The 12,483-nt window shown below is 65.9% G+C and carries 12 protein-coding genes and 1 riboswitch; of the genes, 5 read left to right on the forward strand and 7 right to left on the reverse strand.

The window, feature by feature from the left end; translation table 11 throughout:
* Positions 1–257: 257 nt before the first annotated feature.
* From RS899_RS02515 to RS899_RS02535, 5 genes are all read right to left on the reverse strand, one after another.
* Entirely contained in the window at positions 258–893 is a 636-nt protein-coding gene (locus tag RS899_RS02515; protein ID WP_315809012.1) for an urea amidolyase associated protein UAAP2, read from the reverse strand.
* Between the two features lie 11 nt (positions 894–904).
* Entirely contained in the window at positions 905–1,624 is a 720-nt protein-coding gene (locus RS899_RS02520) for an urea amidolyase associated protein UAAP1 (RefSeq protein ID WP_315809013.1), read from the reverse strand.
* 10 nt (positions 1,625–1,634) lie between these two features.
* On the reverse strand, positions 1,635–2,579 hold the full coding sequence (locus tag RS899_RS02525) for an ABC transporter ATP-binding protein (RefSeq protein WP_315809014.1): 945 nt from the start codon (positions 2,577–2,579) through the stop codon (positions 1,635–1,637).
* Positions 2,576–3,391, reverse strand: a complete 816-nt coding sequence (locus tag RS899_RS02530; protein ID WP_315809015.1) for an ABC transporter permease — start codon at positions 3,389–3,391, stop codon at positions 2,576–2,578. The genes RS899_RS02525 and RS899_RS02530 overlap by 4 nt, the downstream gene beginning before the upstream one ends.
* A 204-nt stretch (positions 3,392–3,595) precedes the next feature.
* A complete protein-coding gene (locus tag RS899_RS02535; protein WP_315809016.1) occupies positions 3,596–4,660 on the reverse strand; it encodes a putative urea ABC transporter substrate-binding protein in 1,065 nt (354 codons plus the stop codon).
* Positions 4,661–4,717: 57 nt separating this feature from the next.
* A riboswitch (guanidine-I (ykkC/yxkD leader) is annotated at positions 4,718–4,816 on the reverse strand.
* A 265-nt stretch (positions 4,817–5,081) separates the two neighbouring features.
* Between RS899_RS02535 and RS899_RS02540 the strand changes: the two genes are divergently transcribed.
* Positions 5,082–5,339, forward strand: coding sequence for a DUF1145 domain-containing protein (locus RS899_RS02540; RefSeq protein ID WP_024767733.1), 258 nt, complete (start codon positions 5,082–5,084; stop codon positions 5,337–5,339).
* 123 nt (positions 5,340–5,462) lie between these two features.
* The gene (locus tag RS899_RS02545) at positions 5,463–5,630 is read left to right on the forward strand and encodes a hypothetical protein (protein ID WP_156356647.1); all 168 of its coding nucleotides are present in this window, start codon (positions 5,463–5,465) and stop codon (positions 5,628–5,630) included.
* A 68-nt stretch (positions 5,631–5,698) separates the two neighbouring features.
* Here the strand turns inward: RS899_RS02545 and RS899_RS02550 are convergent, their stop codons facing one another.
* Positions 5,699–6,607 carry a LysR family transcriptional regulator gene (locus RS899_RS02550; RefSeq protein WP_054911175.1) on the reverse strand — a complete coding sequence of 303 codons (909 nt, stop codon included), beginning with the start codon at positions 6,605–6,607 and terminating at the stop codon, positions 5,699–5,701.
* 98 nt (positions 6,608–6,705) lie between these two features.
* On the opposite strand from RS899_RS02550, the gene RS899_RS02555 reads away from it, so the two are divergent.
* The 3 genes from RS899_RS02555 to lapD all read left to right on the forward strand — a co-directional run bounded on the left by RS899_RS02555 (position 6,706) and on the right by lapD (position 11,520).
* A complete protein-coding gene (locus RS899_RS02555) occupies positions 6,706–8,679 on the forward strand; it encodes an alkyl/aryl-sulfatase (RefSeq protein ID WP_315809017.1) in 1,974 nt (657 codons plus the stop codon).
* 189 nt (positions 8,680–8,868) lie between these two features.
* Positions 8,869–9,549 carry a cysteine protease LapG gene (lapG, locus tag RS899_RS02560; RefSeq protein WP_315809018.1) on the forward strand — a complete coding sequence of 227 codons (681 nt, stop codon included), beginning with the start codon at positions 8,869–8,871 and terminating at the stop codon, positions 9,547–9,549.
* 27 nt (positions 9,550–9,576) lie between these two features.
* The gene (gene lapD / locus RS899_RS02565; protein WP_315809019.1) at positions 9,577–11,520 is read left to right on the forward strand and encodes a cyclic di-GMP receptor LapD; all 1,944 of its coding nucleotides are present in this window, start codon (positions 9,577–9,579) and stop codon (positions 11,518–11,520) included.
* 537 nt (positions 11,521–12,057) lie between these two features.
* Here the strand turns inward: lapD and RS899_RS02570 are convergent.
* Positions 12,058–12,387, reverse strand: a complete 330-nt coding sequence (locus RS899_RS02570) for a hypothetical protein (protein ID WP_024767779.1) — start codon at positions 12,385–12,387, stop codon at positions 12,058–12,060.
* Between the last annotated feature and the right edge of the window lie 96 nt (positions 12,388–12,483).

Below are 12,483 nucleotides of genomic sequence, written 5' to 3' on the forward strand. Positions count from 1 at the left end.
GGTGCGCACCACGGTCGTCCGGAGTGCCGAAGCGCTTTTCGTAGGATCGAGGGGGCGCCTAGCCCTTGCTCGCGAACCCGCTTAGCGCCGGTGTGTCAGGGGAGCTTGTTCGCGAGCAATAACGATGGCGTCCCCCTCGCTCCTACAGGTTTCGTCCGCGCGCAGCGTGGGGCTGCACTGGGCACTCCGGCTCTGGCTGAGGGAGAAGATCCAGCGCCGCAGCGCGTGCAGTTTTCCGCTGGCCGCTTGTGGCTGTTTCACTCCCATACCAGCAACTCCGCCGGCGTCGGGTTCCAGCCGTTGCAGGGGTTGTTGAGCTGCGGGCAGTTGGAGATCAGGACGATGACGTCCATGTGCGCGAGCAGCTCGACGTACTTGCCGGCAGCGGAGATGCCGTCCTCGAAGGTCAGGCCGCCTTCGGTGGTGACCGGCACGTTCATGAAGAAGTTGATGTTGTGGCTGATGTCGGCCTTGCCCAGGCGGCCGTCGTGCAGGCTGGCGCGCAGGAAGTTGTCGCGGCAGCTGTGCATGTAGCGCTTGTCCAGGGCGTAGCGCACGGTGTTGCTCTCCTGGGCGCAGGCGCCGCCGAGGGTGTCGTGGCGGCCGCAGGTGTCGGCGACGATGCTCAGCATCGGGTTGCCGAGGTTGGACCAGAGCACGCTACCGGCGCTGAGGTAGACCTGCCCCTGCTTGCGCAGGGTGCGCTGTACGTCGTAGCGCTCGCGCGGGTTGGCGGCGCTGAAGAACAGCGTGTCCACTGCCTGGTTGCCTTCCAGGTCGAGGATGCGCAGGGTCTGCCCGGCCTTGAGTTCGGTGAGGCTGGGTTCGCCGGCCGGGATCAGGGTGCGCGAGACACAGGCCTCGGGATGTTTGTCGCTGGGGACGATGGGCATGCTCGCGCTCCTTACAGGTACTGGCGTTCGGTGTTGTGGAAGCCGCGGCCGTTCTCCGGGCGGGATGTGCGGCAGAGCACGCTGATGCCGTCGGCGGCGACCTGCTGCCAGGTCAGGCCGATGGGCTTGGGTGCGTACTGCGGGTTCGGGTCCTGGGGGTGTTGCAGGGCGGTGAGCACCACCAGCGTGTCCATCGGTGCGTAGAGTTCGACGTAGTCGCCGGCCTTGGAGTTGCCCTGGGCGAAGCGGAAGCAGCCGTCGGCATCGACGTCCACGCGGCTGAACAGGTTCAGGCACATCAGCAGGTCCTGCAGGCGCATGTCCCACTTGCCCATCTCCACCAGCAGGTTGTCCACGCCGTTGCGGTAGAAGCCGTTGCGCAGTTCCTGGTAGCGGCCCTGGCCGTATTTCTCCTGCACTTCGGCGGCGTTCAGCACGCCGCCGAAGCTGTCGTGCCAGCCGCAGCTGTCGGCTGTGATGGCGGCGAGCACGCGGCCCATGTCCGAGTACAGGCAGTGGCCGGCGGTGAGCTTGGCGGTGTGCTGGCATTTGAGGCTGTCGGGCAGGTTCAGCCGCTCGCTTTTCTCGGCGGCGTTGAACAGCAGCAGGCTGACGTTGCCGCCGCCTTCGATGTCAGTCAGGCGCAGCACCTGGCCGCGCTTGAGGACGAAAGAGGTATGGCCGCCGCCGGGGACGGTTTCTTCGTAGAGGGTGGTGCGCAATTCGTTCATGGCGGGCTCCTTAGTAGGCCGGCGTGATCAGCGGGGCGGCGGCCGTTTCCAGGCGCGCGGCGAGCGGTTCGGGCAGGGCGGCGCGAGCGGCCTTGCGGTCGGCGTTGAGCGGGATGTCGTAGGTGATGCGGGCGCCGTAGGCGTTGGGTGCCTGCGGGTCATGGCGAACCTTGTCGAAGACCAGCAGACGGGTGCCCAGGCTGAAGCCCTCGGCAAGGTCGTGGGTGACCATGAACACGGTGAGCCGGGTTTCCTGCCACAGCTCCAGCAGCAGGGCGTGCATGTCCTTGCGGATGCCGGGGTCGAGCGCGCCGAAGGGTTCGTCGAGCAGCAGCACGCGCGGCTTCATCACCAGTGCCTGGGCGATGGCCAGGCGTTGCTGCATGCCGCCGGAGAGGGCGCTCGGGTACTGCTTCAGCGCGTGGCCGAGGCCGACCCGTTCGAGCAGGGCGGCAGCCTGTTCGCGGGCCTCGCGCTTGGCGCTGCCGAACAGCCGGCCGAGCAGCGGCGAGCGCGGCAGTTCGAGGCCGAGGGCGACGTTGTCGAGCACGGACAAGTGCGGGAATACCGAGTAACGCTGGAACACCACGCCACGGCTCGGGTCGGGCTCGCCCGGTAGCGGCTGGCCTTCGAGCAGCAGCTCGCCACGGCTGGGGCGCTCCTGGCCGAGCAGCAGGCGCAGGAAGGTGGACTTGCCGCAGCCGGAGGCGCCGACCAGGGTGCAGAACTCGCCTTCCTTCACATCGAGATTGAGGCGTTCGAGCACCACGTTGCCGTCGTATTCCTGCCAGACGTTCTTCACGTTGATGAAAGGAGCGGCAGCTACTGCGCTCTGCGATTGCTGCGTTGCGCGATGCTCGCAATCCTCATGGACTGCATGTCCACTCCGGTTGCTGCGCTCCGGGCGCCTTGCACTCGCAGCGCTCGCTACGCTGCTTGTCTGTTTATCGCTCATGCCTTGCCTCCTTCGTACCAGGGGAAGGCACGCCGGGTGAGCAGGCGCAGGCCGTAGTCCATCAGCCAGGCCAGGGCAGTGATCCACACCACGTAGGGCAGGATCACGTCCATGGCCAGGTAGCGGCGCACGAGGAAGATGCGGTAGCCCAGGCCGTCGGTAGAGGCGATGGCTTCGGCGGCGATGAGGAACAGCCAGGCCGAGCCGAGCATCAGGCGCAGGGATATGAGCAGGCGCGGCATCAGTTGCGGCAGCACCACGCGCAGGATCAGCGTCCAGGTGCTGGCGCCCAGGGTCTGCGCCTTGATCAGCAGTTCGCGGGGGATTTCCCTCGCGCGCTGTTCGATGTCACGGGCGATGCAGGGGGCGACGCCGATGACGATCAGCACCACCTTGGACAGCTCGCCGAGGCCGAAGACGATGAACAGCACCGGCAGGATCGCCAGCGGCGGGATCATCGACAGCACGGTGAGCAGCGGCGACAGCGGCGCGCCGAACAGCGGCACGCTGCCGGCGGCAATGCCCAGCACCAGGCCGAGCAGGGCGGCGATGCCCAGGCCCATGCCCAGGCGTTGCAGGCTGGCGCCGGTGTCCTGCCAGAACAGCACGTCGCCGGTGCGCTTGTCTTCGCTGAAAGCCAGGCGGTTCACCGCGTCGGCCATCTGCGCGGCGCTGGGCAGCAGCTTGTCGTTGGGGTTCTCCGCCAGCCGTGCGGTAGAGCCCGCGAAGTAGGCGAACAGCAGCAGGGCGAAGGGCAGCAGTACCAGGAACAGGCGGCCGCTGCGGTCGGGAGTTCGGTTGATCAGGCGCATGCTTCGTACCTGTTTATTGCGGGCCTTAAGGGCCGGTAACTTCGTCGCGTGATTTTGTACCGATGCTTCCCCCTCACCCCAGCCCTCTCCCTCAGGGAGAGGGGGCTGCCAGTGCCGGCTGAGGCCAGGATTTCAACCTGCACCGAACGGTTCCCTCTCCCTCTGGGAGAGGGTTAGGGTGAGGAGCTCTTGCAGGCTCCGGCGTCAGAGCTTCCCTTCCGCCGCCATCTGCACGTAGCTCGGATCGAAGCGCAGCTTGAGGTTCTTCGCGTCCCCGGTGGACAGCCCGCCCGCGAAGCTCATGCCCACCGCGTCGGCGCTTTTCGCGCCTTCGCCGAGCAGGCCGTGGGCGAAGGAGAAGGCCGCGACCTTGTCCATGGTTGCCGGCAGTTTTGGGCTGGTGGCGAAGGCCAGCGCCTCCTTCGGCGTGGCGAACAATTTGGTGGTGGCGAGCTGGCTCTGGTAGCCGGCGAGGTCGGTGCCCGAGGCCTTCGCCATGTGTTCCAGCGCGGCGCGGGTGTCGGCGCTGTCGCCCTGCATCAGCGCGACGGTCTCGAACCAGGCGCCGGTCAGGGCCTTGCCCAGGGCGGGGTTGTCCTTCAGGACGGCGCTGTTGACCACCATCATGTCCATGATCTCGCCGGGGATCTGGCTGGAGTTGAACACTTCGGTAGTGCCCGGCTTGGCGCGGGCCTCGGCGAGCATCGGGTTCCAGGTGGTCACGGCCTGCACGTCGTCGGTGTTGAAGGCGGCGGCGATGTCGGCGTCGGAGGTGTTCACCGTCTTCACGTCCTTCTCGCTCAGGCGGGCGCTTTCCAGCGCGCGGGCGAGCAGATAGTGGGAAACGGAAAGCTCCACCAGGTTGACGTCCAGGCCCTTGAGGTCGGCCAGGGTCTTGCCTTCGCCCTTGAGGACGATGCCGTCGTTGCCGTTGGAAAAGTCGCTGACGATCAGCGCGGTGGAGTCGACGCCGCCGGCGGCGGGAATGGTCAGGGCGTCCATGTTGGTCATGGTGCAGCCGTCGAACTGGCCGGCGGTGTACTGGTTGATCGACTCGATGTAGTCGTTGAGCTGGGTGACCTTGATCTCGATGCCGTACTTCTTCGCCCACTTGTCGACGATGCCGTGGCTGGCCGCGTATTCCCAGGGCATCCAGCCGGCGTAGATGGTCCAGCAGAGGTTGAAGCTGTTCTTCGCGGCGGCGGAGGCTGAGAGGCTGAAGGCGGCGAGGCCGGCAGCGAGCAGGGCGGTCAGAAGGGGCTTGCGCATGGAGCATCTCCAGTCGATTGTCGGGCAGGCAGGAGTCGGGCGGCACGTGTCGCTCTCGTCTCCCGGGCTTTTGTCCCGCCGTGTAACCTCGCTGGAGGTCGATGACTCTCGGACCAGTCACTCGCTTGGCGAGCCGGAACCCTAGTCATCCATTTCAGATTGTGGTGCCGCTGTCCGAGTGCTTCGGATCGTTCCTGCACAGCCGAGACAAAGCGAGCGGCGTGCCAAGTTGGCGAAAGTGCCGGGGCAGAAGGGCTACGGTGGAGTGGTGGATGTTTTTCGGTGCACGCGAGCGCGTTCGCCTGCCCTCAAATGAAGCGTGGCGCCGCTTCCTGGTGCGCGGGCCAGTCGAAAGGCAGGAGTGTGGTGGGCGTGGCCGGCGGCAGACTGCTGCGACCTTCACCTTGAGGAATCCATCGCCATGTCCGAATTGCTGAGCTTTGCCAAGGGCGCGCTGACCATGTTCTGGCTCGCTGCCGTGCTCAACCTGATCTATCCGTTCGGCGAGTTGCATCGCCCGCTGCTGTGGCTCTCCGCGATCCTGCTGGTGGTACATGTGGGCGAGGTGCTGTTGCTGGCGCGTCGGCGTTCGGTCACCGAGAAGGTGCAGGTGCTGCTGTTTGGCGTGCTGCATCTGCAAAGCCGCAAGGTTCGCCGTCTGGAAACTGTAAACGGCTGATTTACCCAAGCTTTACCTTTCGACGCGGCACCGTGTTCTGAGCGGAATGTCTGATCTTGCGAGACCGGAAGAATGTACGCCCCGCATCCCGGCGGGGCGGCCGGCTCGCTTGATGGAGGCGCCATGCGTCGTTTCTTCGCTGCTGTATTGATGATCCTTCCGTTGACCGGTTGCGTGGTCTACGAGCATGACCACGACCGTGGAGGCTGGCGCGATCGCCCGCACTACTATCGCCCTGCGCCGCCACCGCCGGCGTACTACGGTGGCCCCTACCAGGGCTGGCACCGGTGAGTTGCCGGTTCGATCGGAGCGTGGGGCCGATGGCTATCACCGCGCTCCACTCCCTCCTGCGGAAGCACTCATGACGCGGCATTGAATGCCGCGTCTTCCTCCAGCAACAGCTCGACGAACTGGCTGGCCGCCGGCGACAGGCTGCGGCCGGCGTGCCGTACCAGCGCGTAGGCTGAGCCGCGCCCGGCCACTTCGCCATTGGGCCAGGGCAGCACGGCGAGCCTGCCAGCCTGGACGTCGGCGGCGACCACGTCCCAGGTGGCGAGGCAGAGCACATCGCTGCCCTTCACCAGTTCCTTGAGCATCAGCACGTCATCGCACTGCACGCTCAACGGTTGTGCGCGGCCCAGGATGCGCGAGAGTCCCTCGTGGGCGTCGCGGGGCAGGCGCGGCCCCGCCAGCGGATAGCTGAGCACGCTGTCGAGCGAGGGTTGGCCGGCCATCAGCGGATGCCCTGGCCGGCAGAACAACACGCCACGGTGCTCGCGCAGCGGCAGGATGTCGAGGCGACTGTCGCCCTCCAGTTCGCGGTAGTCGGCGACGAACAGCTCCAGCTCGTCATCCAGCAGGCGCTGCTGCAATTCGCTCCAGTTTTCGATGGACAGCAGGATCGACACCTTCGGGTGTGCGCTGCTGTAGCGCGCCAGTACCTGGGGCAGCAGTCGCGCGCCGGGGAAGGGGCCGGCGCCCAGGCGCAGCTCGCCGGTTTCCAGGTCCGCCAGTTGCAGCACCGCGTTCTTCAGCGCGCGATCGCCGGCCAGCAGACGGCGGGCATGCTCCAGTACCAGCCGGCCGTGGGCGGTGAGGGTGACGCCGCGCGGGTTGCGGTCCACCAGCTGGCAGTTCAGCTGGCCCTCCAGCGCCTGGATACTGCGCGACAGGGCGGGTTGACTAAGATTCACCGCATCGGCGGCACGGGCGAAGTGGCCGTGCTCGGCGAGGGCGACGAAGTGGCGTAGCTGGCGAAGATCGCTCATGCGCTTCCTGCATCGATTTTGAAATTGGAATGCATTGGAATTATTGGCGCGACGGCCGGCATAGTGCGAGCACAACAACAAATACCGGAGCCTTCCGAATGTCCCGTCTTTCCGCTGCCGTCCTGCTGGCCGGTCTCTGCCCCGGCCTGCTGATCGCCGCCGAGCAGCCCAAACCGCCGACCTCCTTCACTGAAGCCGCCCAGGAACAGGTGCGCCAGACACTGCCGTTCAGCGACCGTGCCGACTTCGACCGGGTGGAGAAGGGCCTGATCAAACGCCCCGACAACCTGGTGATCAAGAACGATGACGGCAGCGTCGCCTGGCAACTGGGCGACTACGACTTCATCAAGGCCGCGAAAGACCTGGGCAGCGTCAACCCCAGCCTGATGCGACAGGCGCAGCTGAACCTGTCCTACGGGCTGTTCAAGGTCACCGACGGCATCTACCAGGTACGCGGCTACGACCTGGCCAACACCACTTTCATCGAAGGCAAGACTGGCTGGATCGTCATCGACACCCTGACCACGCCGGCGACCTCCAAGGCTGCTTACGCCCTGGTGAGCCAGGAGCTGGGGCAGAAGCCGATCCGCGCGATCATCTACAGCCATGCCCATGTCGACCACTTCGGCGGGGTGAAGGGCCTGGTCAGCCAGGAGCAGGTGGACAAGGGCGAGGTGCAGATCATCGCGCCCAAGGGCTTCATGGAGGCGGCGATCAAGGAAAACGTCATGGCCGGCAACGCCATGATCCGCCGTGCCACCTACCAGTACGGCACCGTTCTGCCCAAGGGCCCGCAGGGGCAGGTGGACATGGCCATCGGCAAGGGCGTGGCACACGGCCCGCTGAGCATCATCGCGCCGACCAGGCTGATCGAAGGCGAGCTGCAGGACCTGGAGATCGACGGTGTGCCCTTCACCTTCCAGAACACCCCGGGCACCGAATCGCCGGCGGAAATGAACGTCTGGCTGCCGCAGCAGAAGGCGCTGCTGATGGCCGAGAACGTCACCGCCACCCTGCACAACCTCTATACCCTGCGCGGCGCCGAGACGCGCGACCCGCTGGGCTGGAGCAAGTACATCAACGAGGCGCTGCACCGTTTCGGCGACAAGGCCGAGGTGATGTTCGCCGTGCACAACTGGCCGCGCTGGGGCCACGAGGACATCGTCCGCACGCTGGAGAAGCAGCGTGACATGTACGGCTACCTGAACGACCAGACGCTGTACCTGGCCAACAACGGGGTGACCATCAACCAGATCCACGAGCGCCTGAAGGTGCCGCCGGAGCTGGCCAACGAGTGGTTCAACCGTGGCTACCACGGCAGCGTCAGCCACAACGTGCGTGCGGTGGTGAACAAGTACCTGGGCTACTACGACAGCAACCCGGCGACCCTGAACCCGCTGGCGCCGGAGGATTCGGCGAAGAAATACGTCGAGTTCATGGGCGGTGCCGATCACCTTTTGCAGATGGCCAAGGCCTCGTTCGACAAGGGTGAATACCGCTGGGTGGTGGAGGTGGTGAACAAGCTGGTCTTCGCCGACCCGACCAACCAGGCCGCGCGCAACCTGCAGGCGGACGCCCTGGAGCAGCTCGGCTACCAGGCGGAGAACGCCGGCTGGCGCAACAGCTACCTGGTCGCCGCGCAGGAGCTGCGCAACGGCGTACCGCGGAACCTGCCATCGCTGCGCGTCAGCAATCCCGATGCGCTGGCGGCCATGGATACCGGCCTGCTGTTCGACTACCTCGGCGTGCGGATGAATGCGCAGAAGGCCGAAGGCGAGGACTTCAGCATCAACCTGGTGCTGCCGGACAAGAACGAGCAGTACCTGCTGGAGCTGAAGAACTCGCACCTGAACAACATCAAGGGCGTGCAGAGCGAAAGCGCCGGTCAGACCGTGACCATCGACCGCGCTGACCTCAACCGCCTGATGCTCAAGGAGGTTTCGCCGGTGCGCCTGGTGTTCGAGGGCAAGCTCAAGAGCTCGGGCAACCCGCTGTTGCTGGCGAAGTTGTTCGGCATGCTCGATGACTTCGACTTCTGGTTCGACATCGTGACCCCGCCCGAAAAGAGCTGAACGCGCTCCCCTCTCCGGCGCGGCTGGCATCTCGCCAGGCCGCGCCACCCGGTGATGGCACACTGCAGTGATTGCATTGTGCCATTGTTTTTTTCGCGCCCAGTCTGCACCATGCGACCCCTGCGCCTGCAGCTGGTTGCCGGCGCTCGCAGTCGAGTAGTCGCGATCGTGTTCAGCCGTTGTTCGAGGATGTTGCGCCGTTGCTGGCCAGGGTCGTTGGCCCTGGTGCTGGCCGCATCGTTCGTCCTGGCGGGCGCACAGCAGGTCGAGTGGGACTTCAAGCTGATCAGCGAGCAGTCCGCGCGCCTATACGGCCCGCTGGGCGATGGCCAGGTGCGTATCGATGCCTGGCAGAAAATGCTCGCGGAGCAGTCCACTGCTGCAGAGCGCGGCCAGCTGCAGGCGGTCAATCGCTTCTTCAACGACCAACTGCGCTTTACCGACGACCTCAGCCTCTGGCACGAGGTGGACTACTGGGCCACGCCGGTCGAGGCGCTGCTCAAGGGCGCTGGCGATTGCGAGGACTTCGCCATCGCCAAGTACATCAGCCTGCGACATCTGGGCGTGCCGGCGCAGAAGCTGCGCATTACCTACGTCAAGGCATTGCGTTTGAACCAGGCGCATATGGTGCTGACTTACTACCCGAGGCCCGATGCCGTGCCGCTGGTGCTGGACAACCTGATCGGCAGCATCCTGCCGGCCAGCCAGCGCAGCGACCTGCAGCCGGTGTACGCCTTCAACGGCGAGGGCCTGTGGCTCGCCGGCAGCGGCGCGGGTGGTGGCAAGCAGGTGGGCGACAGCAAGCGGCTGTCGCGCTGGCAGGACCTGTTGAAGAAGATGAAGGCCGAAGGATTCCCTTCGAACGAATAGCTCCTCTGGGGGGAGCCTGGAGACACGATGTCCCTGTTCAAACAGTTGTTGATCGCCATCTGCCTGTTCCTGGTGGTCGCTTTCAGCGGCAGCTTCATGGTCAGCCTGGAAAGCTCGCGCGAGCAGTACGGCAACCAGCTGCGCTCCCACGCCCAGGACGCGGCCACCGCGCTGGGCCTGTCGCTGACGCCGAACATCGACGACCCGGCGATGGTCGAGCTGATGGTCAGCTCGATCTTCGACAGTGGCTACTTCGAGAGCATCCGCGTGATCGACCTGGCCTCCGGCAAGGTCATGGTCGAGCGTACCGGGGTGCCCGACGCGGTAGCGGCCAAGGTGCCGCAGTGGTTCATTTCTCTGATCGACCTGCACTCCGCCGGCGGCGATGCCATCGTCAGTCGCGGCTGGACCCAGGCCGCACGGGTCGAGGTGCTCAGCCACCCGATGTTCGCCATCGCCAAGCTCTGGCAGAGCGCCCTGGGCAGCCTGCTCTGGCTGGTACTGTGCGGCATCGCCAGCGCCGTGCTCGGCGCCATCCTGCTGCGCCGCCAGCTGAAGCCGCTGGACTACATGGTGGAGCAGTCCCACGCCATCGCCCGCCGCGAGTTCCTCAGCCTGCCGGAGCTGCCGCGTACCCCTGAACTGCGCCGTGTGGTGCAGGCGATGAACCAGATGGTGGAGAAGCTCAAGGCGCTGTTCCAGGAACAGGCCCAGCGCAGCGAACGCCTGCGCGACGAGGCCTACCAGGACAGCCTGACCGGGCTGGGCAACCGGCGCTTCTTCGACATGCAACTGCACAACCGACTGAGCGCCGAGGACCAGGTCAGCAGCGGCGTGCTGCTGGTGCTGCGGGTCAACGACCTCGCCGGACTCAACCAGCGCCTGGGCGGCCAGCGTGTCGACCAGTTGCTCAAGGCCGTGGCGGACCAACTGCGCCTGGCCGGGCAGGGCCTGGGTGCCGGCCTGACCCTGGCGCGCAGCCGCGGCGGCGAGTTCGTCATGCTGGCGCCAGGGCTGATGCCCGAGGACGCACCGGCGCTGGCGATGCGCCTGGAAGGCATGCTGGCCGCGCTGGTCTCCACCGGCGCCAGCGATGTGAGCCCGGTGGCGTGCCTGGGGCTGGTGCCTTTCGTTTCCGGCGAGTCGGCGCAGGCATTGTTGCAGCGCGCCGATGAGGCGCTGGTGCAGGCCGAACGACAGAACGACAGCTGCTGGGCCTTCCTCCTGGGCGGGGCGAAACCGGTCGCGGAGGAGCGCCACACCTGGCACCAGTTGCTGGACGAAGCGTTGGTGCACAAGCGCTTCCAGCTGCATTTCCAGGCAGTGGTGTCCTGCGCCGATCCGCAGATCGTGCTGCACTACAAGGTGCTCTCGCGCCTGCCGGACGGGCAGGGCGGCAGCATCGCCGCCGGGCGCTTCCTGCCCTGGCTGGACCGCTTCGGCTGGACGGCGCGGCTGGACCTGCTGATGCTCGAAAGCGTGCTGGCCGACATGGCCAGGCACAATCGCCCGCTGGCGCTGAACCTGTCCGCCGCGTTGCTGCGTGACGAGTGGGCGACCACCCGGGTATTCGACCTGCTGAAGCAGCATCCGCAGTTCGCCGGGCGCTTGACCCTGGAGCTGGAGGAAGACCAGTTGCCGGCACAAGCGGTGCTGGAGGTGCTGACCCGTCGCCTTGGCGAGCTGGGTTATCGCCTGAGCCTGCAGCACTTCGGTGGGCGCTTCAGCATGATCGGCAACCTGGCTCGTCTGGGCCTGGCTTATCTCAAGGTGGACGGCAGCCACATCCGCCACATCGACCAGGAGAACGACAAGCGTCTGTTCATCGAGGCGATGCAGCGGGCCGCGCACAGCATCGACCTGCCGCTGATCGCCGAGCGCGTGGAGACGGCCGGGGAATTCCGGGTGTTGAAAGAGATGGGGATTCAGGGCGTGCAGGGGCAGTTGTTCGGTGGGCCGGCGCCGTGGTGATCGACGGCGCGACGTTTTCCAGCCGCTGATGAGCATCACGGACGGAGTCCGCCACGGGGCATTTCACCACAGCTCTGGCTCTCAATCTTGAAGACTTCCAGAGAAACACCCGCATGCTCCGGAGTGCCCCTTTCAGGAGGCCTCGTTGAATCGGAGTTTCAGGGGTTGAGCGGCATGGATGCCGCGAGAGCCGCGATGGGCCAGGGATGGCCCTTCGCGGCGGGCCCCTGAAACTTCGGTTCAACGAGGGTATTTTTCGCCCCAAGCGAAAAACCGGATGACTGGGGCGAGACCTTTGCCTCCTTTGGGTCTTTCCAAAGGAGGTCGCCCGAGGGGGCGAAACACGAAGTCCGCGCCTACGCTGAAGCGGCGCAGAAATCCCCAACCTGAAGCAAATGCATTGCGGGCAAAGTCGGGCCTTGCATGCAGAAAGCGAGGACTTGTGCAGCATCCGTGATGGATATCGCCATGCGGTTCGCGAGCAAGCTCGCTCCTACAGGGGATGCCGCGTGGCCGTCGCGCAAAGGAAAACGGGGCTCAGATCAGCCCCGTTTCCTCGTCGTCGTTGATCAGCCGCGTCAGCCCACCCAGGGCTTCCCGCGCCTGGGTCCGGTTGAGCAGTTTCGAGCGCGCCGCCGGCGGCAGGTCGGTGATGCGGATCACGCCCTTGGTGATCAGCACCGAGATCAGGTCTTCCAGGACCCGGATCATGTCCAGGTCGCTCTGCTTGAGCTGCAGCAGGCTGCTTTCGGCCGCCCAGGCCTGGATGTCCGGATGGTCCGCCGGCAGCGTGCCGGTGGCGCCTTCGAATTCGGCGTCCTCGACGCGCGCCACTTTTCCCTCGGCGTTGCGCTGGATGTACAGCATCGACCCGTCCCCATTTATCGTGATGTGAAGGAGCGACAGCGGAACCACCCCGAAGGGTGGCCCCGCTGTCGCCGTGTCAGAGCCTGACCGTTTGGC

The sequence above is a fragment of the Pseudomonas sp. C9-3 genome, assembly GCF_032392015.1.
Taxonomy (GTDB): Bacteria; Pseudomonadota; Gammaproteobacteria; order Pseudomonadales; family Pseudomonadaceae; genus Pseudomonas; species Pseudomonas nitroreducens.